The following is a 24,364-nucleotide window of genomic DNA, read 5'->3' on the forward strand; positions in this document are numbered from 1 at the left end:
GGGCGTCTCGGCCCGGGTCGAGCCCCCCGGCCCGGAGAAACCCGATGACCATCTTCAACCTCGGCTCGATCAATGCCGACCACTTTTACCGCCTGCCACATCTGACCCAGCCCGGTGAGACGCTGGCCGCGACCGCCTATGACCGGGGGCTGGGCGGCAAGGGGGCGAACCAGTCGGTGGCGGCGGCGCGGGCCGGGGCTGTCGTGCGCCACATCGGCGCGACCGGGGCGGATGGCGCCTGGATGCGGGCGGAACTGGCCGCTGCGGGCGTCGATTGCGCCCATGTGGCGGCGGTCGATCTGGCCTCGGGCCATGCGATCATCATGGTCGATGCCGCGGGGGAAAATTCGATCGTGCTGTTTCCGGGCGCCAACCGGGCGGTGCCGCTGACGGTGCTGGAAGAGGCATTGGCCACGGCCCAGGCGGGCGACTGGCTGCTGCTGCAAAACGAGACCTCGGCCCAGCTTGAGGCGGTGGCTTTGGCAAAGGCCCGCGGCGTCCAGATCGCCTATTCCGCCGCGCCCTTCGAGGCGGAAGCGGTGCGCAAGGTGCTGGCCGATCTGGATTTGCTGCTTCTGAACGCGGTCGAGGCGGCGCAGCTGTGCGAAGCGCTCGGCACGACGCTGGACGCCCTGCCGGTCAAGGCAGTCTGCGTGACCCATGGTGCCAAGGGGGCGGTCTGGCACGATCTGGAAGCCCGGACCGCGCAGGAGCAACCGGCTTTCAAGGTCACGCCCGTCGATACCACCGCCGCGGGGGATACGTTCGCGGGCTATCTGGTCGCCGGTCTGGCCGAGGGGATGAGCCCGCCCGAAGCCCTGCGGCTGGCCGCCGCCGCCTCGGCGCTGAAAGTGACGCGGGCCGGAACGGCCGCCGCCATCCCGACCCGCGCCGAGGTCGATGCTTTTCTGCAGGGCCGCTGATCAGCCGAGGCTGTAGCCGGTGCCGCGCACGGTGCGCACCGGATCGGCGCCGCCATTCACCATCAGCGCCTTGCGCAGCCGCCCCACATGCACGTCGATGGTGCGGGTGTCGACATAGATGTCGCGCCCCCAGACCCGGTCAAGCAGCTGATCGCGGGTCCAGACCCGGCCCGGCTTTTCCATCAGCGTCGACAGAAGCCGGAACTCGGTCGGACCCAGTTTCAGCGGCTGACCGTCGCGGAAGACCCGGTGCTCGGCGGCATCCAGAATGATGTCGTCAAAGACCAGCCGCTCGCCCATCGTGGCCGGGCGCGTCCGGCGCAGCTGCGTGCGCAGCCGGGCCATCAGCTCCACCACCGAATAGGGCTTCACCACGTAATCATCGGCGCCGGTTTCCAGCCCCCGCACCCGGTCGCTTTCCTCGGACCGGGCCGAAAGCATGATGATCGGGATCGAGCGGGTTTCCGGATTGGCCTTGACCCGGCGGCAGATCTCGATGCCCGAGACATTCGGCAGCATCCAGTCGAGCACGACAAGATCGGGCTTTTCCTCGCGCAGGAACAACAACGCCTCGTCGCCATTGACCGCCATCACCACCCGGAAGCCCTCGGCCTCCAGGTTGTATTGCAGAACTTCGCGTTGCGCCGATTCGTCCTCGACCACCAGCACGCAGGGCTGTTGCGCAGGACTCATCGATCAACTCTCCAACGGTTTGACGGCCACCACGCCATCGGATTTCGGCCGCGGCTCCTCGGGCATCTGGCCGGTCACCAGATAGGTCACCTGCTCGGCGATCGAGGTGCACAGATCGCCCATCCGCTCGATGTTCTTGGCGATGAAATGCAGATGCATGCAGGGCGTGATGTTGCGCGGATCTTCCATCATGTAGGTCAGGAATTCGCGAAACAGCGCATTGTACATCTGGTCGATGGCGACATCGCGGGCGCGGACATCGGCGGCCAGTTTCGCATCGCGCTGGATGAAACTGTCGATCGAATCCTTCAGCATCCCCTCGACCTCGGCGGCCATGCGCCGGATCGCCCCGGAAGAGCCGTTGATCGAGGGCAGGTCCGCAATCACCTTGGACCGCTTGGCGATATTCTTCGAATAATCGCCGACGCGCTCCAGATGGCCCGCGATCTTGATCACCGTCAGCGCGATGCGCAGATCGGTGGCATGCGGCGCCCGCAGCGCGATCAGCCGCGCGGCTTCGGTGTTGATCTGCTCTTCCAGCGCATCCACCTGCTTGTCGCGCAGACGCACGGTCTCGGCCAGATCCTCGTCGCGTTCTTCCAGCGCCTGGGCGGCATCGAGAACCTGGGTTTCGACAAGCCCCCCCATCTTGACGACCATCGCCTGAACCGACTCGAGATCCCGGTCAAAGGATGAAACGATATGCTGTGACATGGGGTCTTTCCTCAACCGATGCGGCCGGTGATGTAGCTTTCCGTGCGGGGATCGCGCGGATTGGTGAAGATCTGCCCAGTCTCGCCGAACTCGACCAGATTTCCAAGGTGGAAGAAGGCCGTGCGCTGGCTGACCCGGGCGGCCTGCTGCATCGAATGGGTGACGATGACGACCGAGAAATTGGTGCGCAGCTCGTCGATCAGCTCTTCGACCTGGGCGGTGGCGATCGGGTCAAGCGCCGAGCAGGGTTCGTCCATCAAGAGCACCTCGGGCGAGGTGGCGACGGCGCGGGCGATGCACAGGCGTTGCTGTTGCCCGCCCGAAAGCCCGGTGCCGGGGGCGCCCAGACGGTCCTTGACCTCGTTCCAGAGCGCGGCCTTGCGCAAAGCACTTTCGACGACCTCGTCCAGCTCGGCCTTGTTGCGGACCAGACCGTGGATCTTCGGCCCGTAAGCCACGTTATCATAGATCGATTTCGGGAACGGGTTCGGCTTCTGGAACACCATCCCCACCCGGGCGCGCAGCTGCACCGGATCGACCTTCTTGTCGTAGATATCCTCGCCATCCAGCTGGATCGCGCCTTCGACGCGGCAGATGTCGATGGTGTCGTTCATCCGGTTCAGACAGCGCAGGAAGGTCGATTTCCCGCAGCCCGAGGGGCCGATGAACGCCGTCACCGTCTTGTCGAGGATGTCGATGTCCACATCCTTGATCGCATGCGAGGCGCCATAATAGACCTGCACCTTGCGGGCGGTGAATTTCGTCACATCGGTGGTCACGGCTCTCTCCGTCAGTCGCATGTTGTTCATTTCTTACCACCGCCGTTCGAATTTGCGCCGCAAGATCACGGCAAGGGAGTTCATCACCAGAAGGAAGACCAGCAGCACGATGATCGCCCCCGAAGCCCGTTCGACAAAGGCCGGGTCGGCGCGCTGCGTCCAGTTGTAGATCTGCACCGGGATTGCCGAGGCCGGATCGAGGATACCCTCGGGCGGGGCGGCCGGATAATCTTTCACGAAGGCGACCATGCCGATCAGCAGAAGCGGCGCGGTCTCGCCCAAGGCCTGCGCCAGGCCGATGATCGCCCCGGTCAGAATGCCGGGCACAGCGAGCGGCAGGACATGGTGGAAGATCGTCTGCGTCTTCGAAGCGCCGACCCCCAGCGCGGCCTCGCGGATCGAGGGCGGCACGGCATTCAGCGCAGCCCGGGTCGGAATGATGATCCGCGGCAGGGTCATCAGCGTCAGCACCAGCGCGCCGACGAGCGGCGAGCTTTGCGGCATGCCGGCGAAGTTGATGAAGGCGGCAAGGCCAAGGATACCGTAGACGATCGAGGGCACGGCGGCGAGATTGGCCACGTTCACCTCGATCAGGTCGGTGAAACGGTTCTTCGGCGCGAATTCCTCGAGATAGATCGAGGCGGCAACCCCGATCGGCAGCGCCAGGCACAGCACCAGCACCATCATGTAGAGCGAGCCGAGGATGGCAACGCCAAGGCCCGCGGATTCGGGCCGCAGTTCCGAGGCATCCGGGTTGGTCAGGAAGCCGGTGTTGAAGGCCAGTTTCAAAAGCCCCGCGTCGCGCAGCTTTTCGGCCAGTTGCAGCTGTTCGGGGGTGATGTTGCTATCCAGCGCGGCGCTTTCCATCGTCACCCGGCCCTTGAAGAAGCCATCGACCCGGCCCGAGGCCAGCACGTCATAGGTGATCGTGGTGCCGACCAGATCGGGATTGGCCAGAACCCTATCGCGCAGCCCGGCGGGCGCCTCCTTGGAGACCAGCGCACCGATGTCCTTGGTCTTCATGCCCGGGGCCAGGTTCTTTTCGATCACTGCGGCTTCCAGCGCCTTGGTGATCAGCTTGCCATAGGTGACGGTCGTCGCCTTGGCCATCTCGGCCGGGTCGCGGTTGCCCTTGGGATCAAGCATCTTGGCGTCAAGCGTGATCGGCAGGCTCAGCACGGTCTGCCGGAAGGCGCCCAGACCCGAGCCAAGCACCGAGGAGAGCAGAACCACCAGCGCCAGCAGGCCGATGACGACGGCGGTAATGCCATAGATGCGGAAGCGCTTTTCGGCGGCATTGCGGGCCTTGGTGCGGGCATCGGCGGTGTAAAGCGACCGCGGCGCGGAAGTCTCGACCATGGTCATTCGTATTGCTCCCGGTATTTGCGCACGATCACCAGCGCAAGGACGTTCAGCACCAGCGTGAAGATGAACAGCGTCAGCCCCAGCGCGAAGGCGACAAGAGTTTCAGGCGAGGCGAATTCGGTGTCGCCGGTCAGCTGGCTGACGATCTTCACCGTGACGGTGGTCATCGCCTCGAACGGGTTCATCGAGAGTTTCGCGGCGGCGCCAGCGCCCAGAACCACGATCATCGTTTCGCCGATGGCCCGCGAGGCGGCCAGCAACACGGCGCCGACGATGCCGGGCAGCGCCGCGGGCAGGATCACCTGTTTCACCGTCTCGGATTGTGTCGCGCCCATGGCGAAGGAGCCGTCCCGCAGCGACTGCGGCACCGCGTTGATGATGTCATCGGACAGCGAGGAGACGAAGGGAATGATCATCACCCCCATCACCAGACCGGCCGTCATCACCGAGGAGGAGGAAGAGCCAAGCCCCAGCGGTTGGGCGACCCAGTCGCGCAGCAGCGGCCCGACGGTGATCAGCGCGAAAAGCCCGTAAACGATGGTCGGGATGCCCGCCAGCACCTCCAGAAGCGGCTTGGCGATGGAGCGCACCTGTTTCGAGGCATATTCGGCCAGATAGATCGCCGCGAAAAGCCCCACCGGCACCGCCACGGCCAGCGCGATGAAGGAGACGTAAAGCGTGCCCCAGACCAGCGGCCAGATCGACAGATCGGACCCGCCGCCGAATTTCGGGTTCCAGCTCAGCGAGAAGAAGAAGTCCCGGAACGGATAGAGCTGGAAGAAATGCACGGTCTGGAAGACCAGCGACAGCACGATGCCGACCGTGGTGCCGATCGCCACCAGCGAGGCGGCGATGAGCAGCCAGCGCAGGAAGGTTTCAGAGACGTTGCGGGCGCGGAACTCGGGACGGATGCGCAGGATCGCGAAGGCAAAGCCGCCGAGCGACGCGGCCAGCGTCAGCGCCGTCATCGCGAGGCGCCCGAAACCGGTCAGATGGCGCCAGTCCTTGGCGGCCTCGAAGATCGAGGGCTGCACATGCGCGCCCAGCGCGACGCCGACATCGGCCATGCGCGAGCGGATGTCGCTGAAATCGGCACGCATGTCGCGCAGATCGGCCTCGGTCAGGGTTCCGCTGGCCAGCATCAGATCGATGCCCCCGGCGATGCGGCGCACATCGGCCATGACAAGATCGCGGCTGGAGCCCTGCGGCAGATCGGCGGCAGGGATCATCGCGGAAATCCGGCTGTCGATCACCACCGGCTGCGCCAGCAGCCAGGCCGCCATCAGCGCCAGGGCGGGCACGGCGGTGAACAGCGCCACCGTCTGGCCATAGTAACCGGGCAGGGAATGCAACAGGCGCAGATCCTTGCCGACCAGTTGCAACGCCCGAAAGCGGCCCAGAAAAAAGCCGCCGCAGGCAAGGGCGAGCACGATCAGCGCAAGAAGACCGGGGGTCATGTGTTCATCCGCTACAAGGGAAGGGAGGCGCCCGCAGGCGCCCCCCGATATCAGATTATTTCAGCGGCGCCATCGGGGTTTCCGCCTCGACCATCGCCTGGGTCGCGGCCAGTTCCGGGTCCGACACAAGGCCGTAAGCGGCGAGCGGGCCTTCCGGGCCGGCCATCTCGTCCGAGACGAAGAAGGTGATGAATTCCTTCAGGCCGGGGATCACGCCCAGATGCGCCTTCTTGACGTAGAAGTAGAGCGGACGCGACACCGGATAGTCGCCCTTGGCGATGCTCTCGGTCGAGGGGACGACGCCATTGATGGTGGCGACGCGCAGCTTGTCGGTGTTGTTCTGATAGAACGACAGTCCAAAGACACCGATGGCGTTCTTGTTGGCGTCGATGCGCGACAGCGTCTCGGTGTAGTCGCCGTCGATGTCCACGGCCACGCCATCGGTGCGCAGCGCGCCGCATTTCTTCACGACATCTTTCTTCTTCGCATCCTCGTCGGCGCCTTCGGCCGTCGCCATGTAAAGATCATAGGCGCCGGTGGCCTTGCAGCCTTCTTCCAGCACTTCGATGTCGAAGACCTCGCGGGTGCCATGTTTGGTGCCCGGGATGAAGGTCAGGATGTCCTGCGCGGGCAGCTTGGCGTTCACCTCGGCCCAGGTCTTGGCGGTGTTGTCGACAAGCTTGCCGTCCTTGACCACCTTGGCCGAGAGCGCGCCGAAGATGTCGGCGGGGGTGAAGGCGAAGTCCGGGCCTTTGATGTCGCTGGCGAAGACGATGCCGTCATAGCCGATGCGGACTTCCATGATCTCTTCGACGCCGTTCGACTTGCAGGTGTCGATGTCGGATTGCTTGATGCGCGACGAGGAGTTGGCGATGTCGATGGTGTTTTCGCCCACGCCTTCGCACAGCTTCTTGCGGCCAGCGCCCGACCCGCCGCCTTCGACGACCGGGGTCTTGAAGTCGAAGTTTTCGCCGAAGGCTTCGGCGACGATGGTGGCATAGGGCAGGACGGTCGAGGACCCGGCCGCCTGAATCTGGTCACGCGCGGCGGCACCGGTGGCCGAGGCGGCAACGATGGCAAGCGCCGAGACGCCGAATTTCACGAAAGTCATGGATCACTCCTGAAGATCTGGAAGGGCCGTTAAGACCTTGGCAACCCCTCTAGGCTCGGGTCGTGACGCTTATGCAAAAGATATATGACAGCTGTGTGACAAACGCTCTCAGGCGCGGCGCAGCGCGGCGGCGATCAGATCGGCGACCTCGGGCCGTTCGCCGATGGCGGGCAGCAGGCGGCCGCGAAACCCCGCCAGGGCAAGCGCTTCGGGAATGTCCTGCGCGACATGACCGGCGCGCAGGGCGAAAAAGGGCAGACAGATCGCCTCGGGATGCTGCGCCGCAATGTCGCGCAGATGCGGATCTTCCTCGAGAAAGGCCGCCGCGATGCGCCGCACGGGCAGATGCGCGCCGATTCGCTCCGCCATCGCCATCGTCGCCATCCGCGAGCTGCGCGCCACCTGCGAGCCATGCGCGCAAAGGATCAGATCGCCCGGACCGGCCTCGGCCACGGTCTTGATCACCAGCGCGGGCAGGCCGGGATCGGCCCCGAAGGGCGAGAGGATCTCGGCCCGGCTGCCCAGATCGGCCAGCCGTCGCGGCAATTGCCGCGAGGTGAACCAGCCCTCGGCCATGAAGAACGGATAGATCCGCGCCCGGGGCAGGGTTTCCAGCACGCGGGCCAGCGCCCCGGGTTTCGCCAGCGTCGCCGCAAGCACCCGCCCCCCGGGCAGGCGCGCGCCGACCTGTTGCGCCAGCGCGGCCAGCGCGGCCTCGGCCGGATCGGGGTTCGAGGGGAAGCCATGGGCGACGAGGATGAAATCGGACATGGGTGAGAGCTAGCGCGAAAGCCCTCCCTGACAAGGCTGCCCCCCAACGCCACCCCCGCACCGGCCCGACAGGGTTAACCAATCCCCGCGAACAAGCCCCTGAACTTGCATCGAATTGTTCGGACTGCGCGATTGCGGGGAATCACCCGTTCCCCTAGAAAGGGTGTAACGGCCAGTATGGCCAGGACCCGAATACAGTTTCACGTGTGGTGCGTAGGGGAGCACGTGGGGTGAAGGAGGGTCCTGGTAGGGGTGCCGGGACCCTCCGGTTTTTTCGGGGGGCGTTTGCGTTTTTGGCCGGAGGATCGCGGCCCGCTCCGCTCAGGGGTCAACCCCGCCCAACTCGCAGATGATCTTCCATTCCTCTTCCGTCACCGGCTGCACCGAGAGCCGCATCGAGGTCACCAGCGCCATCTGCGCCAGCCGCGGATCGGCCTTGACCGTGGCCAGCGTCACAGGCCGGGCCAGCGGCCGCACGGCGCGGATATCGACGCAATCCCAGCGCGGGTCATCGGTGGTCGAATCGGGGTGGCTCAGCGCGCAAACCTCGACGATGCCGACGACTTCCTTGCCGATGTTGGAATGGTAGAAGAACCCCTGATCCCCCAGCTGCATCGCCCGCATATTGTTGCGCGCCAGATAGTTGCGCACCCCATGCCACTCTTCACCCTCCGCGCCCTTGGCCACCTGCATGTCCCAGGACCAGACATCGGGCTCGGATTTGAAGAGCCATTTCGCCATCAGCCGACCACCTTCTTCCATTCGGTGACGCTGACGCTTTCGAACAGCCCGGCTGCCGCATAGGGATCGCCCGCGGCCCAGGCCCGCGCGGCGTCAAGGCTGTCACAGTCCAGAATCACCAAAGATCCGCACATCTGCCCTTCCTCCAGAAACGGCCCGGCCATCTTCACGATTCCGGTCGCCTCGATATAGGCCAGATGCGCGGCGCGGGTGTCGAGCCGCGTTTGCAGCGCCCCGGGCTTGTCCTTGCAGATCACGGCGTAAAGCATTCATTCCTCCTTCAGCGGGCGAGAGAGCAGCGCCGTAACGGCGTCGGCAACGGAAATCTTTTGCGCGCAAAGCGCGGCGATCATCGCGGCAATCGGCATCTCGAGGCCGTGGTCCCGCGCCAGTCCGGTAACGGCCCGCGCCGTGGCGGCACCTTCGACCGTCACGCCCGGATCAAAGGCCGAGCCGCTGCCCAGCGCGATTCCGTAACGAAAATTGCGCGATTGCAGAGAGGTGCAGGTCAGCACCAGATCGCCGAAACCGGAAAGCCCCATCAGCGTCTCGGGCCGGGCGCCCAGTTTCATCGCCAGCCGGTTCATCTCGGCAAAGCCGCGCGTCATCAGCGCGGCACGGGCGGAATCACCCAAATCCGCCCCGATCACCACCCCGGCCGCAATGGCGATGACATTCTTCAAGGCTCCGCCCAGTTCGGCGCCGATCGTGTCGGTGGTGCGATAGAGCCGCAAGGTCGGGGTCGAAAGCTGCGCCTGCAGATCGGGCGAATCCCTCCGGCAGGCCAGCGTCAGCGCCGTGGGCAGGCCGCGGGCGATATCGGCGGCGAAACTTGGTCCGGTCAGAACGGCGGCCGAAGCGCCCGGACAGGCCGCCTCGATCAGCGCCACCGAGCCGCGCCCACTCGCCAGATCGATCCCTTTCGAGCAGGAGACCAGCACCTTGCCGTCAAGCAACCCGGCGTTTTCGCGCAAAAACCCGCCCATCTTCTGCATCGGCACGCCGAGCAGCACGATATCGCAGCCCGCGGCATCCTCGATCCGGTCGGTGACGGTCAGGCTGTCGGGCAGCACGGCCCCGGGCAGACGGCGCTCATTGCGGCGGCTTTCCCGCATCTCGCGCACATGGGCGGCATCGCGGGCCCAAAGCAGCACCGGCCCGCGTTGGGCCAGCGAAATCGCCAGCGCCGTGCCGAAAGCGCCCGCCCCCAAAACCGCAATCGTCATGCCTTGGCCCCCTTCTTGCCCGAGCCAAGCATCGCCGGCGCCGCAGCATCAAGCGGCCAGCGCGGCCGGGCGATCAGATCGGCCTCGGTCGCAATCCCCAGCCGGAACCGCTCGATCCCCGCCCAGGCGATCATCGCCGCATTGTCGGTGCAAAGCCGCAGGGGCGGCGCGGTGAAGCGCACGCCCTGCACGGCACAGACCTGTTCCAGCGCCGCGCGAATCGCCTTGTTCGCCGCCACCCCCCCGGCCACGGCCAAAGCGGGCTGATCGGGCGCGGTCTCCAGATAAACCGCCAGCGCACGGCGGGTTTTCTCGGCCAGAACATCGGCAATCGCCTGCTGAAACCCGGCACAAAGATCGGCGCGGGTTTGCCGGTAAAGCCCGCCATGGGCGGCAATTTCCGTATCGCGGGCGCGCAGAAGCGCGGTCTTCAGCCCGGAAAACGACAGATCGCAGCCGGGACGGTCGAGCAGCGGACGCGGAAACCGGAAAGTTTTCGGATTGCCCTTGGCGGCTTCCGCCTCGACCGCGGGGCCACCGGGTTGCGGCAGGCCGAGAAGCTTCGCCGCCTTGTCGAAAGCCTCGCCCGGGGCATCGTCGATCGTGCCGCCAAGGCGGGAAAAACTGTCCGGCCCGCGCACCAGCAGAAACTGGCAATGCCCGCCGGAAACGAGCAGCATCAGATAGGGGAAGGCGAGCCCGTCGGTCAGCCGCGGCGTCAGCGCATGGCCCGCCAGATGGTTCACCCCCACCAGCGGTAGCCCGGTCCCGGCCGCCAGCCCCCGCGCGCACATCACCCCCGACATCACCCCGCCGATCAGCCCCGGCCCCGAGGTCACGGCAATGCCATCCAGATCGGCGAACGAAAGCCTGGCCTCGGCCAGGGCCTCCTCGACACAGCTGTCCAGCTTTTCGGCATGGGCGCGCGCGGCAATCTCGGGCACGACGCCGCCAAAGGGCGCATGCAGGGCTGTCTGACCGGCCACGACCGAGGCCAGAACCGTGCCGTCCCCACGCACCACCGCGGCGGCCGTGTCGTCGCAGCTCGATTCAAGACCAAGGAAAGTCAGGGAGCCAAGGAAAGTCAGGGGTCTGGTCATGCCGATGTCGTTGCGCGGGGTCCTTCCTGCAGGTAACACCGGCTCAGGCATCGTACAACCCGAGGCTCCGATGAGCACAGTTTCCCGTCCGCCGCTTTTGCTGACCCGTCCCCGCGCCGGGTCCGAACGATTCGCCGCGCAGTTCCGGGCCCGGATGGGCGCCGACTGGCCGGTTCTGATCGCCCCCCTGCTGGAAACCGAGCCGACGGGCGCCGATCTGCCTGCGGCGGATGCGCTTGTGCTGACCTCGGAACAGGCGGTCGGCCCGGTCGCCGCAAGCGCCCTTGCGGGCCATCCGGCCTTTTGCGTCGGCGAACGCACCGCAGAGGTGGCACGCAAGGCGGGCTTTTCGATTCTGGGCATTGCCCCCGATGCGGTGCATCTGCTCGAGCTGATCCTCGCCGCGCCCGATCCGGGCCAGATCCTGCATGCGCGCGGCAATGAGGCGGCCATGCCGGTTGCCGAACGGCTGACGGCGGCGGGGCGGCGCGCGGCCGAGGTGATCGTCTATGCCCAGGTCCCGCGCCCGCCCAGCGCGGAGATGCGCGCGCTTCTGGCGACGCCCGGCCCGGTTCTGGTGCCGATCTTTTCGCCCAACAGCGGCAAGCTTCTGGCCGCGGCGGCACGGGAGGCGCGCGCCGAGCTGCGGCTGGTGGCGATTTCCGAAAATGCGGCGCAGACCTGCTCCGGCCTTGCTGCGACAAAGCTGCAGATTGCAGAGCGCCCCGATGCCGAGGCGCTGCTGGACGCACTTGTCGCACAGGCCTGAGAGCAGTTGAGGTTGAGCAGCACCGAGCCGCTCAATAGACTGCGGCAAAATGAAGACATCGCGCCGCGTTGCGCGACTTGGAGGAGTGTCCATGGCGAACCCGGACGAGACGGAGCGTGACAGCACCGCAGAAACCGCTGCGCAAACCCCTGAAATGTCTGACAAAGACGCAGGCGGCCCGGAGGCGGACGTGACCGGGGCCAAGACCGAGGCCGCAGCGCAGGCGGCGCCCGCACCGGCGCCGAAGCCCGCGACCGAATCAGCCCCGGCGAAGCCGAAACCCGTGCAGCCACCGCCGCGCGGGGGCATGTCGGTGGTCTGGGGGGGCATCATCGCCGCGGTGATCGGCTCGGTGGGTACGCTGGTCGTGCTGCCGAAACTGCCGCCGGAGCTGCGCGACAAGGTGCTGCCGGGCGCGCAAAGCGCGGTGGAAAAGGATCTTGCCGAGCAGGCAGCGAAACTTGAGGCCGTGGTGAAGACGATGGCCGAGCTGCAGGCGGGCAATGCCGGCGTCGCGGCGCTGCAAACCGCGGTGGGCGAGCTTTCCGGCAAGGTCCAGGCGCTGGAAGCGCAGGGCGGCACCGCCCCCGCCGCGCCGGTCGATCTGTCCGGCGTGCAGGGGCAGATCGACGCGCTCAAGGCGATGGTCGAGAAGAGCCCGGCCTTTGCCTCGCAGCAGCAGCTTGAGGTGGCGACCGTCGAAGCCAAGGCGAAGATCGCCGCGGCCGAGGCCGAAACCGCGAAGCTCCGCGCCGAATCGGAGGCCGCGGCGAAAAAGGCGATCGCCCAGGCGGCGGTGGCCCGGTTGTTGGCGGCCTTTGAAACCGATGCGCCGATCGATGGCGCGCTGGGCGATGTGGCGGCGGCGGGCGTTTCGGTGCCCGCGGCGCTGAAGGGCGATCTGCCCTCGGTCGCGGCCCTCAAAGCGGCCTTCCCCGAGGCGGCGCGCAAGGCCCTGACCACGGCGCGCAAGGTCACGGCGGGGGAAACCATGGCCGACAAGCTTGGCTCGTTCCTCTTGGCGCAGACCGGGGCCCGGTCACTGACGGCGAAGGACGGCAGCGGCCCGGATGCGGTGCTGTCGCGGGCGCAAACCGCGGTCGATGCGGCGCAATTCGACGCGGCTCTGGCCGAAATCGCGGCCCTGCCCGAGGCGGCGCAGGCCGATCTGCAATCCTGGAAGGACATGGTGGCCCGGCGCGCAGCCGCGCGGACCGCCATCGCCGACCTGACGCAATCCGTGCAATGAGGGGACGGCGATGATCTGGTCTTTCATTAAAATCTCGCTGTTCGTCGCCGTCGTGGTCGGGCTCGCCTTTGGCGCCGCCTGGCTGTCGGATCTGGGCGAAACCATCCGAATCATCGCTTTCGGGATCGAGCTGAACCTGGGCGCGCTGCAGGCGGTGATCCTGATCGGGCTGGCCATCCTGACGATCTGGCTGGCGCTGAAGGTGCTGGGCTTTGTCTTTGCCTTCATCCGCTTCGTGACCGGCGATGAAACCGCGATCAGCCGCTATTTCGACCGCAACCGCGAGCGCAAGGGCTACGAGGCGCTGGCCGAGGGGATGCTGGCCGTCGCCTCGGGCGAATCGAAGCTGGCAGCCTCGAAGGCGAGCAAGGCCGAGCGGTATCTGCGCCGTCCCGAGCTGACCAACCTTCTGACCGCGCAGGCGGCGATGATGAACGGCGACACCCGCAAGGCCGAAGAGGTCTATCGCAAGCTTCTGGCCGATCAGCGCACCCGGTTTGTCGGCGTGCAGGGGCTGTTGTCGCAGAAACTGGCCGAGGGCGACACCGATACCGCGGTGAAGCTGGCGCAAAAGGCCTTTGCGCTCAATCCGAAGAACCTCGAGGTGCAGAACACGCTGTTCAAGCTCCAGACCGAGGTCGGCGACTGGAAAGGCGCGCGCGACGTGCTTTTGGCGAAGATGCGTCAGGGGCAGCTGCCGAAGGACGTTCACAAGCGTCGCGACGCCGTTCTGGCGCTGCAGGAGGCCAAGGCGGTGCTGGATGGCGGCACCTCGATCGAGGCGCAGGAAGCGGCGATTGCCGCGGCCAAGGCCTCGCCCGACCTGATCCCGGCGGCGGCGATGGCGGCCAAGGCGCATTACGACAAGGGCGATGCGAAATCGGCGACCCGCGTGCTGCTGAAAGCCTGGGAGGCGCAGCCGCACCCGGATCTGGCCGCCGTCTTCGCCTCGATGGTGCCGGGCGAATCAGCGGCCGAGCGGCTCAAGCGCTTTGAAAAGCTGCTCTCGCTGCGCCCCGATCACGAGGAAACCCGGCTTTTGCGCGCCGAGCTTTGCATCGCGGCCGAGGATTTCCCGGCGGCGCGGCGGGCATTGGGCAATCTGGTCGAGGACAACCCGACCTCGCGCGTGCTGACGCTGATGGCGGCGATCGAACGCGGCGAGGGCGAAGATGACGCGGTGGTCCGCGGCTGGCTGGCCAAGGCGCTGACGGCGCCGCGCGGCAAACAATGGTGCTGCGACAAATGCCAGAACATCCAGTCGCAATGGGGGCCGGTCTGCGACAATTGCGGCGGTTTCGACACGCTGAGCTGGCGCGAACCGGCGCATAACAACATGCCCCTGCCCAATGGCGCCGAGATGCTGCCGCTGATCGTGGCCAAGGGCACGAAAGCCAATGCGGGCGCAACCCTTGAAGGAACCGCACGCGCTTTGAGCGAACGCGAAAAATAGGGCTACACATCCCCGCAAGGGCGTGCTATCCGCGCGCCACAGTGCCGGTGTAGCTCAGCTGGTAGAGCACGTCATTCGTAATGATGGGGTCGGGGGTTCGAGTCCCTTCACCGGCACCACTGAACAGAAAAGGCTGGCAACCCCGCGGTTGCCAGCCTTTTCTTTTGCCAGGTCGGAACGGCTCAGTTCGAATCCTGCCGGGCGATGTCCGAGATCAGCACGTTCAGCACCAGATCGCCCAGAACGCTCTGCGAAGCTTCGGTCAGGGCGCGGCGCAGATCGGTCATGTTGGCCGTATCGGTGAAGGAGCCCTCGAAGCCGCCCGCATTGGCGTGATCGAACAGCACCTGCAGCAGCACATCGCGCAGCTTCGGCTCCGCGGCATAGACCTTTTCGGTGCTGCCCACCGTCACCTCAAGGCTGAGCGACATGACGACGAGCGAGGCGACCGCGCCCTTCTTGATCACCGGAATGACGAACTGGTTGTTCAGCTTGACATATTCGATGGTCGGAGCGGCCTCTTCGCCCTCGGCGGCTTCGCCCTCGGCGGCCTTCTCGGGCGCGGCCTTCGGGGGTGCGGGCTTGGCCGGGGCGGCTTCGCCCTCGGCTCCGGCTTCGGTCGCGACCTCCTCGGGCGGCGGCGGCGGCGGGCGCAGGAAATACCCCGCCGCCCCGCCTCCGGCGAGACCGATCACGGCAAGCACAACGGGAAGAATGATCTTCAGCATGGCACCCTCAGAACGGAAGAAGGATATCGGAGACCTGCTGGCCGTAGCGCGGCTGCTGCACGTCGGTGATCTGGCCGCGGCCGCCATAGGAAATCCGCGCCCCGGCGATCTTGTCGTAGGTGATCTCGTTCTGGCGGCTGACATCCTCGGGCCGCACGAAGCCGGTGACGATCAGCTCGCGCACTTCGAAATTGACCCGGACTTCCTGGCTGCCCTGGATCCGCAGCACCCCGTTCGGCAGCCGGTCCAGCACCGTGGCCGCCACCCGCAACGTCAGCTTTTCCTTGCGCGCCACCGAGCCGTCGCCCTTGTAGGACGAGGACGAGCCGGTTTCAAAGGCATCGGCCATGGTGGCGCCTTTGGGCAATTGCGCGTCCAGCCGCTGCGGAATGCCGAACAGCGACGGAATCCCCATCGTGTCCGAGCTTTTCCGCGACCGGCCCGAGGTGTTCGAAATCTCGGCCTTGTCGTCGATCTCGATCACCACCGTCAGGATGTCCCCGCGCGTCGCCGCCCGCCGATCACCCAGAAGCGAGCCACGGTTGCCCGACCAGAGCGAGGCTTCCTGCGCATCGGTCCGGCGCAGCGCATCTTCGGGCAGCGGCGGGCTGCTCATCGCGAAAAACTCGTCGCTGCCTTCGACGGTGTTGAAATCCGGGGCCTTGCCGACCTGTTCGAGCCGACCGCAGGCCGCCAGCGAAAGGGCGATGAAAACGAAAAGGAGGGAACGCATGAGACAGGCTTTCAGTGAGGTTGGACGTAGGCGACGCCATCGGCGCCGAGCTGGGCGAACAGCGTCGCCTTGGACGTGACGTTCATCACCCGGATCGTGTCGCCCACGGCGCCGCGATCAAGCGCGCGGCCCTCGGTGAGAATCGAGAGGCTGCCGTCGCGATAGGCCAGCGGCACCATCTGGTTGCGTTCGATCACCGCGGGGGGGGCCAGATCTGCGGCGCTGATCGGCTGCTGCGGATAGATCGCGGTCCGGGTCTCAAGGCCGATCGCCGCGCGCGGATCGCTGAGCGCCCCGGGCACGGTCTCTTCGGAGAGCGCCAGATCCGATTCGGTGATCACGGTCTGCGCCCGCAGGGTGCGCGCGGCGACGACCGAACCGGCCTCGGCAAGGGCGGGCAGCGTCGCCAGAACAAGGGCAAGGGTCAGCCGGATCATCAGCGCACCTGTGTCGTCGCTTGCAGCATCTCGTCGGCGGCGGTGATCACCTTGGCGTTCATCTCGTAGCCGCGCTGCGCCTTGATCAGTTCGGTGATCTCGCGCACCGCATCGACCGAGCTTTCCTCAAGATAGCCCTGCTTGATCACCCCAAGCCCGTCGACGCCCGGCGTGGACACGGTCGGCGCGCCCGAGGCTTCGGTTTCCAGAAACAGGTTCGAGCCGATCGCCTCGAGCCCTTTTTCATTGGTGAACCCGGCCAGCGTGATCTGTCCCAGCAGCTGCGGCTGCACCTGGTTGGTGAAATAAGCGTAAACCTCGCCCGCGGCATTGATCGAAATCGTCGTCGCATCATCGGGCAGGGTGATCCCCGGCACCACCGGATAGCCGTCCGAGGTGACGATCTGCCCGTCGGCCGAGCGTTTGAGACCGCCGTCACGGGTATAGGCAGAGGCCCCCGAGGGCAGGGTCACTTCAAGGAAGCCATAGCCGTCGATCGCCAGATCGAGATCGCCGCCGGTGGAGGCCAGCGGCCCCTGCGCCAGGGTGATGCTGACCGCGGTCGGGCGCACGCCCAGACCGATCTGCACACCCGCGGGAACGATGGTGCCGTCGTTGGCGGTGATCGTGCCGGGGCGGGTCGCCTGCTGATACATCAGATCGGCGAATTCGGCGCGGCGGGCGTTGTAGCCCGTCGTCGACATGTTGGCGAGGTTGTTCGAGATGACTTCGACCCGCATCTGCTGGGCGCTCATCCCGGTGGCGGCAATCTGCAGGGCGCGCATCGGGTGTTTCCTTTACTTCAGCGTCGAGATGACGCTGCGAATCCGTTCGTCCTCGCGGTCGAGGAAGGTTTGGCCCAGTTCATAGGCCCGCTGCACTTCGACCATCCGGGCGATTTCCCGCACCGGATCGACGTTCGACTGTTCGACCACGCCCTGCATGACCCGGGCGTTTTCGGCCGGAACGGTGCCCTCCGGCACGGCGAATCGGGTGCCCGCCTGCAGGCTGATCGTGGTGGAATTCTGCGGCTCATAGAGGCCAAGCTGCGCCAGCGGCTGGCCCTTGGCGGAAAGCGTGCCATCCTCGCCGACGGCGATCGGGCCCTGATCGGCGGGCAGGAAGATCGCCGAACCGCCGTTGTCGAGCACGCGGAAGCCTTCGGGCGTGACCAGCTCCCCCTCGGGCGAGCGCAGGAAACTGCCCGCGCGGGTCAGCTGATTGCCCTCGGGCGTCTCGACCATGAAGTAGCCCTTGCCCTGGATGGCGAAATCGAGCTGGTTTCCGGTCGAGGCGATCGCCCCATCCTCGAAATCGATGGTGCGGCCGCTGGCATGGGCCATCGAAAGCGAGGCTTCGTTCCCGTCGAGGGAATCGACATATTCCGAAAACACCACCCCCTCGCGGCGGAAGCCGGTGGTGTTGACGTTGGCCATGTTGTTGGCGACGACCTGCATTTCCTGCATCAGGCCGGATTGGCGCGCCAGGGCGGCATAGATCGTGTTGTCCATGGCTCAGCTTCCGACGATGAGCGGGATGATCCCGGAGGTGAAGAAATCGACGAGGGTTTCGGACATGAAGGACATCGACACCCAGTAGACGACCAGCATGGCGCCCACCTTCGGCACGAAGGTCAGGGTCATTTCCTGAACCGAGGTAAGCGCCTGGAAGAGACCGATGGCGACCCCGGCGACGAGTGCCACGACGAGCATCGGCGCCGAGATCATCACTGCTATCCAGAGCCCTTCCCGCATCGCGTCGAAAAAGACGAGATCGGGCATCTTACACCGGCATCCGGAGGATTTCCTGATAGGCCTCGACGACCTTGTTGCGCACCGTCACCGCGGTCTCGACCGCAAGTTCGGTCTGGGCGAGCGCCTGCACGAGCGTATGCGGATCGGCATTGCCGAGCATGGCGGCTTTCGCCGTATCCTCGCTTTGCTGCATCGTCTCGAGGAAGCTCGTGGCGATCTTGCCCAGCCCCCCATCCCGATCCGCGTTGGAATTTCCGGCAAGCGGATTGGCCGCCGAACGCGCCTGGGCATAGCCCTGGGTCGCAAGAGAAGTCTTGATGTCCATTCTGGACCTCCGTCTTCAGGTTTCAACGACGCAGCAGCTCCATCAGCGCCGACGACATCTGCCGGGTCTGATCGAACATTCTGAGGTTCGCCTCGTAACTGCGCTGCGCTTGACGCGCGTCTGCAATTTCGACCACCAGATCGACATTCGAGCCGTCGTAGTAGCCGTTCTCGTCGGCCAGCGGGCTGCCCGGGTCATAGATCCGGGCGAGTTCCTTCTGGTCGAGTTCGACAGGACCGAGTTCGACCCCGGTTGCCCCGCCGTCCTTCTGCGCCGCAAGCTCCTCGAATCGGACCACCTTGCGGTGGTAGCCGGGGGTGTCGGCGTTCGCGATGTTCTCCGAGACATGGCGCAGGCGCATCGATTGCGCCTTCAGGCCGGATGCGGAGACCGAAAGAGTGGAAGTGAAATCGCCCATGATCAGCTCCGGCCAAGGCTGGCGCGCAGCACGTTGAGGGAGGATTTGTAGATCGCAAGGGCGCGGTCATGCTGCCGCTTCACGTCGACGGCCTTGACCATCTCATCCTCGATCGACACCCCGTTGCCATCGGGCGAGGTGGAATCGGGGGCCGGATCCTTGATCACGGAGACGGTATAGGCACCATTGGCGCCGATATGGCCGGGCCGGGTCGCCCGCATCGGCTGCGCATGTTCCGTCCGGTAGCTGTCGGCGAAGGACACCACGTCCCTGGCCCGGTAACCGGGAGTATCGGCGTTGGCGATATTGGTCGCGACCGCCCCTTCACGCAGGGCCGCATGGCGGGCCATGGCCTGCGACATCTGGAAGACTTCGAGTTTTTCGAACATCGGGGTTTCTCCTCCGAGCTATCAACCAAGGCTTAAGAGAGAATCGTTTAGAAAACGTTTCGAGAACACCGAACCGAAGACACGGGGGCCAGAATGGCGTTGAACGGACTCGAACGGCTGCAGGCGGAAATCGCGGATCTGGGGGCAGTGCACCCGGTCGGGCGGGTCTTCGAAGTGGGCAAGGGCACGATCGAGGTCAGCGGCCTGACGGCGCGGGCGGCGCTGGGCGACAGGGCGCGAATCCATGCCCAGTCCGGTCCGGTCTTCGGGGCCGAGGTGATCGCGCTGCGCCGGGGCGCAGTGACGCTTCTGGCCGATTGCGCCGTTGAGGGCGTCGCCATCGGTGACCGGGTCGAGGTGCTGGGCCAGACCGGCATCGCCCCGGATGACAGCTGGGTCGGGCGCATCGTCGACCCTTTCGGACGACCGCTGGATGGCCGCCCGCTGCTGCGCGGCGGCGAGGACCGCAACATCCGCGCCACCCCGCCGCCCGCCGCCTTCCGCCGCCGTCTGGGCGAGCGTGTGGAGACAGGCCTTGATGCGTTCAACACCCTGTTGCCGCTGGTGCGCGGGCAGCGTATCGGCCTCTTTGCGGGCTCGGGCGTCGGAAAATCCTCACTGCTGGCGAAATTCGCCAAGGGGGTGGCGGCCGATGTGGTGGTGATCGCCCTGATCGGCGAGCGCGGCCGCGAGTTGCGCGAATTCGTCGAGAAGACGCTGGGGCCGGAGGGCATGGCGCGGTCGGTGATTGTCGCCGCGACCTCGGACCAGTCGCCGCTGGTGCGCCGTCGCTGTGGCTGGGCGGCGATGACGGTGGCCGAATACTTCCGCGACCAGGGCAAGCATGTGCTGTTTCTGGCCGACAGCGTGACCCGCTTTGCCGAGGCGCATCGCGAAGTGGCGCTGGCGGCGGGGGAACCGCCCAGCCTGCGCGGCTATCCGCCCTCGACCTCGCATCAGATCATGTCGCTTGCGGAACGCTCCGGTCCCGGGATGGAGGGGGCTGGTGACATCACCGCGGTTTTTTCGGTGCTGGTGGCGGGATCGGACATGGAGGAGCCGGTGGCCGACATCCTGCGCGGCACGCTTGACGGCCACGTGGTTCTGGATCGCGGCATCGCGGAACGTGGCCGATTCCCGGCCATCGATCTGCTGCGCTCGGTCTCGCGGTCGCTGCCCGATGCCGCGACCCCGACCGAGAACGAGCTTATCGCCAAGGCGCGCAAGCTTCTGGGCGCTTATGACCGGGCCGAGATGATGATTCAGGCGGGTCTTTATGCGGCAGGCAGCGATCCGGTGATCGACGCTGCGATCAAGGTCTGGCCCGCGCTGGACGGTTTTCTGGCCCGCGATGCGGAGGATGGCACGCGCTCGAGCTTTTCGCGACTCAGCCTCGCGCTGGCACCTGCCGGGTGATATCCCCGGCAGCGGCGCGCTCAGACGCGTTTCGACAGCAGGGAGGTGACGGAGCCGCCTGCCTGCATCAATTGCAGGGCGACGCTGCCGGAGGTCGTGGCGCTGTTCGTCTCGAGCTGCGAGCGCACCAGATAAAGCCGGATGGTCTTTTCCATCACCGCGCTGTCCGACAAGGCGGAAAATTCGGAACTGCCCAGCACGGATTTCGCCTTCTGGGTATAGATCACCAGTTGCTGATCGACATTGAGCGCGCTCACGCTCTCGGGCAGGCCAAGGGCCGTGCGCATCACCGTGCTGAGCGACTTCGAGCCGATCACCGAATACCATTTTGAATTGTTGGAGCCGGACGAGGCGACCAGTTCCTTCAGATCGCGCTGCGCCGCCATCGCAAGGCGATAGCTGTCGTCACTCTCGCCGACGGCGGCTTCGAACTGCCGGGTCTCGTATTTGCTCAGGATCTCGTCGGCAAAACCTTTCGCCTGCGTGCGCGGCGCGTCGGGCTTGTCGCCGAAACCGAAGGCGGTGGCCAGTTTGAGATAGGTCTTGTCGGCCAGCTTGTTGGCCAGCCCGGACTTGTCCTCCGCGGCGGTTTCCAGCACCTTGCGGATGAAGAACTTGTTGTTGAGATCCGAGTCGAGACCGAAGGCGCCCAACGCGACTTTCAGCAGCCGCCGATCGGCGACCAGATCCTCGGCTGTCTTGACCGAGCCGATCTTGGCGCGAAAATAATCTTCGTCGCGCTTGATGTCGGCAGAGGCGGCAAAGGCCGCCTTCTGCTTTTCCATGGTCCGGTTCAGAAGCTTCCAACCCGCATAACCGCTGGCCGGAATCACCGGCGTGTAGCTCATGCGCTGCCGGCGGCGAGGAGCCGCTCCTCCCGTGGCAAGAGCGCCCGCAGCGATTTCAGCGCCTGATAGTGCTGGTCTTCCAGCACGGCGGCCGTCGCTTGCGTCAGATGGGCCCGGCTGTCATGATCGGTCAGAACCTGGCTGAGCTGTTCGATGCCGCGCAAAAGCTGCATCCGCGCTTCCGAGGATTCGGCGTCTCCGGAGAGGACAAGCTGCGCGATGTAGCAGACGCGCCGCACCGGGGTATTGACCTCCTCGGGGTGGATCGCATCACGCAGGCGCAGGATATGCGCATTGGGCGTCATGATCGCAAGACGGGAGCGGCGATCACCATTTTCAATGACGGCCCCGTTGATCAGGACACGTTCCTTCGGGGCAAGTTTCAGGACAAGACCGGTCATTCGGCACCGCCCTCGCGACGCAGACCGCGCATGATCGCCGTGTTGATGTCGATCAGCACGTCGACCGTGGCTGCGCCCTTGAGAACCTTGGCGCTATGGGTCTGAGTGAACTGGTTGAGATAGAAGATACGCGCGCGGAGCGTATCGGGAAGTTCGTTGTCGGGCAGGGCGACATCGACCGCAAGCGTCGTCCACAGACGACGGTTGTCATAAAGGGCACGCACAAGCGCGGGAAAGTTCGATTTTTCCAGACCGGCCGCCTGTTTCAGGCGGTGTGTCACGCGCGCGAAGATTTCATATTCGGTGCCGCGCAGGGTGCGGGTGGGCTGACCGGGGTTTGCATAGGCCGTTTTGGCCAGGGTCGTAGCGTTCACGGGAACACCTTCCAGTGGCGAATGGGGTCAGGCCGCGGCTTTGCCGCGGGGGGAAGGGGGCGCCTGTGCGACGCCCCCGGGCGCCGTTACTTGAACAGCGACAGGATCGATTGCGGTTGCTGGTTGGCGATCGACAGCGCCTGGATGCCCAGCTGCTGCTGGGTTTGCAGCGCCTGCAGACGGGCCGAAGCCTCTTCCATGTCGGCGTCGACGAGCGAGCCGATCCCCGATTTCATCGCCGCGCTCAGATCGTCGACGAAGGACGCCTGGCTTTCCAGACGGCTTTCGACCGCACCGAAGGCCGCAGCGGCATCAACCGCCGAGTTGATCATCTTCTCGATATCCGCCAGCGCCGTGCCACCGGTCACGGAGAAGCTGTTCAGAGCCGCAAGCTGGCCCCCGGTGGCGCTGGTGATCCCGACCGTCACGCTCAGGTTCGCACCCGTCTCGTTGTTGATCGTCAACTTGCCGGCCGAAGCCTGATCGTAGGACGCCGTCAGACCGGTGATGCCGGCATTGTTGATCTGGTCACGCAGGTTGTTCACCGCGATGTCGTTCGGCGAGTTGCCCGAAGCCGCATCGGCGGCCGTCACGGTGTAGCTGAAGGTCCGGTCGCCCAAGGTCAGCGAAACGACATCATTGGCAACGGCACCGCTGAGCGTGAAGTCAGCCGTGCCCGTCGTCGCGACCGCACCGCCCGCAGATTGGTTGTCGGTCGCCGCCGTAAGACCGGTCACTGCGGTCATGGTCGCCGTCGCAGTCCCCGAGGTGGTGCTCAGGTTTTGCTTGGTGACGGTGATCGGGTTGACCGAGACAGCCGCCCCGTTACGGTCCAGCGAGCCCACGATATCCTCGGTGCCCGTGGCGTTGATCAGGTTGATGCCGTTGAACTGCGCACCGCTGATCTTCGATTTGATCATATTGATGATTTCGGTGGTTTCATTCCCCAGCTTGACGACATCAGCCGAGGGGTCCTTCGCCGCAATGACCTTTTGCTTGATCGACTTCAGGTCGTTGGCGATCGACTCGGTCGCGGTCCGCGCCACCGACACCATCGATTGACCGGTCGCCAGGTTGGTCGAGACGGATTCAAAACCGGCCACGTCCGATTCCATCACTTTCGAGATGGCCCAGATTGCCGAGTTGTCCTTCGCCGAGGCCACGCTCTTGCCGGTCGAGATTTCCGACTGGGTCTTGGCGAGGTTCGAGTTGATGCCCTTGAGGGTCTGCAGCGCGACCATCGCGCTGGTGTTGGTGTTGATGCTGGACATGTCAGGTCCTTCGTCTTTGGCGCTTTGCGCCGGGTTTCACTTGCCGTCGGTAAAACGGCGCCTACGGCTTTCTGACCCGTGCGGCCGCATCGCTACGGAACCGCGCCACCCCTCTGGATGCAGGGCAACATTGGCATGCGAAGACCTAACGAAGTGCTAAGGCCGCCCTTTCGGACGGCCCTGGATAGTTCGGATTTTCGAAGAATGGTTTACGCACGGCGTTCGACCGAACCGCCCTCCGGGCTGATCCTGCGGGCCTTTCCGTGCTGGTCATAGCTGGTATAGCTTTTCGACGCCTCGCGGATCTCGGCCAGACGCGCCTGCACCGACCGCACCCCCCTGATCGCCGCATCCAGCAGACGCTGGTTCTCATTCGCCATCTCCTGCGCCGCCAGCAGCAAACGCGCCGGGGTGCCCTTCAGCTCCTCCATCAACACCTCCTTGCGGGCGACCAGATCCGGCAAGGCCGCGAATTCGGCATTGCGGATCACGTCTTTCTCAAGGCGCAACAGGTCGATCAGCCGGGCGATCCGGTCCTCGGTTTCATTCTGCATGTTCCGCTCCTTTCTGCAGCGACTGGAAAATGCTCTCGGCAAGACCGATGCCACCGGACTTGACCATCATGCTGGCGTATTCATCGACGAGAAACGAGGCGAACTGCTCTTCTCCGACGCCGCCGTTGAAACCTTCCTGCGTCTTGCCAAGGCCGGTGTGCTTCAACATTTCGGCCAGAAAACTGGCCTCAAGCTCCTGCGCCTTCAGACGCAGGGTCTTTTCATCTGCGGCCTTGCGATCGGGCGCGGCCTGCTTGGGGGAGGCCATCAGAGGCCGGGTATCCATGGGAATCGCTCCAATTGAACCGATTTCGTTTTGTTCTCCCACAACGAGGTAAAGAAGCAGTAACCTCCTGCTGCCATTC

Annotated in this window: 31 protein-coding genes and 1 tRNA gene; 6 read left to right on the forward strand and 26 right to left on the reverse strand. The window is 65.4% G+C overall.

The window, feature by feature from the left end; all coding sequences use genetic code 11:
- Positions 1 to 44 precede the first annotated feature (44 nt).
- Entirely contained in the window at positions 45 to 923 is an 879-nt protein-coding gene (locus tag AC4PTB_RS17170; protein ID WP_492191063.1) for a PfkB family carbohydrate kinase, read from the forward strand.
- On the opposite strand, the gene phoB is transcribed toward AC4PTB_RS17170, so the two are convergent.
- The 11 genes from phoB to tsaD all read right to left on the reverse strand — a co-directional run bounded on the left by phoB (position 924) and on the right by tsaD (position 10,880).
- A complete protein-coding gene (gene phoB, locus AC4PTB_RS17175) occupies positions 924 to 1,616 on the reverse strand; it encodes a phosphate regulon transcriptional regulator PhoB (protein WP_013069194.1) in 693 nt (230 codons plus the stop codon).
- A gap of 3 nt (positions 1,617 to 1,619) precedes the next feature.
- The gene (gene phoU, locus AC4PTB_RS17180; RefSeq protein WP_492191064.1) at positions 1,620 to 2,330 is read right to left on the reverse strand and encodes a phosphate signaling complex protein PhoU; all 711 of its coding nucleotides are present in this window, start codon (positions 2,328 to 2,330) and stop codon (positions 1,620 to 1,622) included.
- Between the two features lie 11 nt (positions 2,331 to 2,341).
- The gene (gene pstB, locus AC4PTB_RS17185) at positions 2,342 to 3,130 is read right to left on the reverse strand and encodes a phosphate ABC transporter ATP-binding protein PstB (RefSeq protein ID WP_492191065.1); all 789 of its coding nucleotides are present in this window, start codon (positions 3,128 to 3,130) and stop codon (positions 2,342 to 2,344) included.
- 12 nt (positions 3,131 to 3,142) lie between these two features.
- The gene (gene pstA / locus AC4PTB_RS17190) at positions 3,143 to 4,474 is read right to left on the reverse strand and encodes a phosphate ABC transporter permease PstA (protein ID WP_492191066.1); all 1,332 of its coding nucleotides are present in this window, start codon (positions 4,472 to 4,474) and stop codon (positions 3,143 to 3,145) included.
- Positions 4,471 to 5,931 carry a phosphate ABC transporter permease subunit PstC gene (gene pstC / locus AC4PTB_RS17195; RefSeq protein ID WP_492191067.1) on the reverse strand — a complete coding sequence of 487 codons (1,461 nt, stop codon included), beginning with the start codon at positions 5,929 to 5,931 and terminating at the stop codon, positions 4,471 to 4,473. Before pstC ends, pstA begins: the two co-directional genes overlap by 4 nt.
- A gap of 55 nt (positions 5,932 to 5,986) precedes the next feature.
- A complete protein-coding gene (locus AC4PTB_RS17200; protein WP_492191068.1) occupies positions 5,987 to 7,042 on the reverse strand; it encodes a substrate-binding domain-containing protein in 1,056 nt (351 codons plus the stop codon).
- Between the two features lie 108 nt (positions 7,043 to 7,150).
- Positions 7,151 to 7,813 (reverse strand): CbiX/SirB N-terminal domain-containing protein, encoded by a 663-nt coding sequence (locus AC4PTB_RS17205; protein ID WP_492191069.1) that lies wholly within the window; start codon positions 7,811 to 7,813, stop codon positions 7,151 to 7,153.
- 321 nt (positions 7,814 to 8,134) lie between these two features.
- The gene (locus AC4PTB_RS17210) at positions 8,135 to 8,554 is read right to left on the reverse strand and encodes an EVE domain-containing protein (RefSeq protein WP_492191070.1); all 420 of its coding nucleotides are present in this window, start codon (positions 8,552 to 8,554) and stop codon (positions 8,135 to 8,137) included.
- Entirely contained in the window at positions 8,554 to 8,823 is a 270-nt protein-coding gene (locus AC4PTB_RS17215; RefSeq protein ID WP_492191071.1) for a YciI family protein, read from the reverse strand. The genes AC4PTB_RS17210 and AC4PTB_RS17215 overlap by 1 nt, the downstream gene beginning before the upstream one ends.
- On the reverse strand, positions 8,824 to 9,780 hold the full coding sequence (locus AC4PTB_RS17220) for an NAD(P)H-dependent glycerol-3-phosphate dehydrogenase (RefSeq protein WP_492191072.1): 957 nt from the start codon (positions 9,778 to 9,780) through the stop codon (positions 8,824 to 8,826).
- Complete coding sequence (tsaD, locus tag AC4PTB_RS17225; RefSeq protein WP_492191073.1) at positions 9,777 to 10,880, reverse strand: tRNA (adenosine(37)-N6)-threonylcarbamoyltransferase complex transferase subunit TsaD; 1,104 nt, start codon at positions 10,878 to 10,880, stop codon at positions 9,777 to 9,779. The genes AC4PTB_RS17220 and tsaD overlap by 4 nt, the downstream gene beginning before the upstream one ends.
- Positions 10,881 to 10,950: 70 nt before the next feature.
- Between tsaD and AC4PTB_RS17230 the strand changes: the two genes are divergently transcribed.
- The 4 genes from AC4PTB_RS17230 (at position 10,951) to AC4PTB_RS17245 (ending at position 14,470) form a co-directional block, all read left to right on the forward strand.
- On the forward strand, positions 10,951 to 11,649 hold the full coding sequence (locus AC4PTB_RS17230; RefSeq protein WP_492191074.1) for a uroporphyrinogen-III synthase: 699 nt from the start codon (positions 10,951 to 10,953) through the stop codon (positions 11,647 to 11,649).
- A gap of 154 nt (positions 11,650 to 11,803) precedes the next feature.
- Positions 11,804 to 12,898 carry a COG4223 family protein gene (locus AC4PTB_RS17235; protein ID WP_492191075.1) on the forward strand — a complete coding sequence of 365 codons (1,095 nt, stop codon included), beginning with the start codon at positions 11,804 to 11,806 and terminating at the stop codon, positions 12,896 to 12,898.
- 10 nt (positions 12,899 to 12,908) lie between these two features.
- On the forward strand, positions 12,909 to 14,351 hold the full coding sequence (locus AC4PTB_RS17240) for a heme biosynthesis protein HemY (protein ID WP_492191076.1): 1,443 nt from the start codon (positions 12,909 to 12,911) through the stop codon (positions 14,349 to 14,351).
- A 43-nt stretch (positions 14,352 to 14,394) separates the two neighbouring features.
- Positions 14,395 to 14,470 (forward strand) — tRNA-Thr (locus AC4PTB_RS17245).
- 63 nt (positions 14,471 to 14,533) lie between these two features.
- Here the strand turns inward: AC4PTB_RS17245 and AC4PTB_RS17250 are convergent.
- The 9 genes from AC4PTB_RS17250 to AC4PTB_RS17290 are packed head-to-tail and all read right to left on the reverse strand — an operon-like array spanning position 14,534 to position 19,135.
- Positions 14,534 to 15,079, reverse strand: a complete 546-nt coding sequence (locus tag AC4PTB_RS17250) for a flagellar basal body-associated FliL family protein (protein WP_492191077.1) — start codon at positions 15,077 to 15,079, stop codon at positions 14,534 to 14,536.
- Between the two features lie 7 nt (positions 15,080 to 15,086).
- Positions 15,087 to 15,812, reverse strand: a complete 726-nt coding sequence (gene flgH, locus AC4PTB_RS17255) for a flagellar basal body L-ring protein FlgH (protein WP_492191078.1) — start codon at positions 15,810 to 15,812, stop codon at positions 15,087 to 15,089.
- Positions 15,813 to 15,823: 11 nt separating this feature from the next.
- Complete coding sequence (flgA, locus tag AC4PTB_RS17260; RefSeq protein WP_492191079.1) at positions 15,824 to 16,249, reverse strand: flagellar basal body P-ring formation chaperone FlgA; 426 nt, start codon at positions 16,247 to 16,249, stop codon at positions 15,824 to 15,826.
- Entirely contained in the window at positions 16,249 to 17,034 is a 786-nt protein-coding gene (gene flgG / locus AC4PTB_RS17265) for a flagellar basal-body rod protein FlgG (protein ID WP_492191080.1), read from the reverse strand. Before flgG ends, flgA begins: the two co-directional genes overlap by 1 nt.
- A 12-nt stretch (positions 17,035 to 17,046) precedes the next feature.
- The gene (locus AC4PTB_RS17270) at positions 17,047 to 17,760 is read right to left on the reverse strand and encodes a flagellar hook-basal body complex protein (RefSeq protein WP_492191081.1); all 714 of its coding nucleotides are present in this window, start codon (positions 17,758 to 17,760) and stop codon (positions 17,047 to 17,049) included.
- 3 nt (positions 17,761 to 17,763) lie between these two features.
- Positions 17,764 to 18,030: a flagellar biosynthetic protein FliQ gene (locus tag AC4PTB_RS17275; protein WP_013069213.1), complete on the reverse strand. Its 267-nt coding sequence runs from the start codon at positions 18,028 to 18,030 to the stop codon at positions 17,764 to 17,766.
- 1 nt (position 18,031) lies between these two features.
- Entirely contained in the window at positions 18,032 to 18,328 is a 297-nt protein-coding gene (gene fliE / locus AC4PTB_RS17280; protein WP_492191082.1) for a flagellar hook-basal body complex protein FliE, read from the reverse strand.
- A gap of 22 nt (positions 18,329 to 18,350) precedes the next feature.
- Positions 18,351 to 18,746 (reverse strand): flagellar basal body rod protein FlgC, encoded by a 396-nt coding sequence (flgC, locus tag AC4PTB_RS17285; RefSeq protein WP_013069215.1) that lies wholly within the window; start codon positions 18,744 to 18,746, stop codon positions 18,351 to 18,353.
- Between the two features lie 2 nt (positions 18,747 to 18,748).
- Positions 18,749 to 19,135 carry a FlgB family protein gene (locus AC4PTB_RS17290; protein ID WP_492191083.1) on the reverse strand — a complete coding sequence of 129 codons (387 nt, stop codon included), beginning with the start codon at positions 19,133 to 19,135 and terminating at the stop codon, positions 18,749 to 18,751.
- Positions 19,136 to 19,228: 93 nt separating this feature from the next.
- On the opposite strand from AC4PTB_RS17290, the gene AC4PTB_RS17295 reads away from it, so the two are divergent.
- Positions 19,229 to 20,551, forward strand: coding sequence for a FliI/YscN family ATPase (locus AC4PTB_RS17295; RefSeq protein WP_492191084.1), 1,323 nt, complete (start codon positions 19,229 to 19,231; stop codon positions 20,549 to 20,551).
- Positions 20,552 to 20,571: 20 nt separating this feature from the next.
- Here AC4PTB_RS17295 and AC4PTB_RS17300 read toward each other — a convergent pair whose 3' ends face one another.
- The 6 genes from AC4PTB_RS17300 to AC4PTB_RS17325 all read right to left on the reverse strand — a co-directional run bounded on the left by AC4PTB_RS17300 (position 20,572) and on the right by AC4PTB_RS17325 (position 24,267).
- Positions 20,572 to 21,399 carry a DUF1217 domain-containing protein gene (locus AC4PTB_RS17300; protein ID WP_492191085.1) on the reverse strand — a complete coding sequence of 276 codons (828 nt, stop codon included), beginning with the start codon at positions 21,397 to 21,399 and terminating at the stop codon, positions 20,572 to 20,574.
- On the reverse strand, positions 21,396 to 21,800 hold the full coding sequence (gene flbT, locus AC4PTB_RS17305; RefSeq protein WP_055210282.1) for a flagellar biosynthesis repressor FlbT: 405 nt from the start codon (positions 21,798 to 21,800) through the stop codon (positions 21,396 to 21,398). Before flbT ends, AC4PTB_RS17300 begins: the two co-directional genes overlap by 4 nt.
- Entirely contained in the window at positions 21,797 to 22,174 is a 378-nt protein-coding gene (gene flaF / locus AC4PTB_RS17310; RefSeq protein WP_492191086.1) for a flagellar biosynthesis regulator FlaF, read from the reverse strand. Before flaF ends, flbT begins: the two co-directional genes overlap by 4 nt.
- Before the next feature lie 86 nt (positions 22,175 to 22,260).
- Positions 22,261 to 23,445 carry a flagellin N-terminal helical domain-containing protein gene (locus tag AC4PTB_RS17315; RefSeq protein WP_492191087.1) on the reverse strand — a complete coding sequence of 395 codons (1,185 nt, stop codon included), beginning with the start codon at positions 23,443 to 23,445 and terminating at the stop codon, positions 22,261 to 22,263.
- Positions 23,446 to 23,654: 209 nt separating this feature from the next.
- Positions 23,655 to 23,999, reverse strand: coding sequence for a hypothetical protein (locus AC4PTB_RS17320; protein ID WP_492191088.1), 345 nt, complete (start codon positions 23,997 to 23,999; stop codon positions 23,655 to 23,657).
- Entirely contained in the window at positions 23,989 to 24,267 is a 279-nt protein-coding gene (locus tag AC4PTB_RS17325) for a rod-binding protein (protein ID WP_492191089.1), read from the reverse strand. The genes AC4PTB_RS17320 and AC4PTB_RS17325 overlap by 11 nt, the downstream gene beginning before the upstream one ends.
- Positions 24,268 to 24,364 lie beyond the last annotated feature (97 nt).

It is taken from the genome of Rhodobacter sp. 4.3.4 (assembly GCF_058724655.1).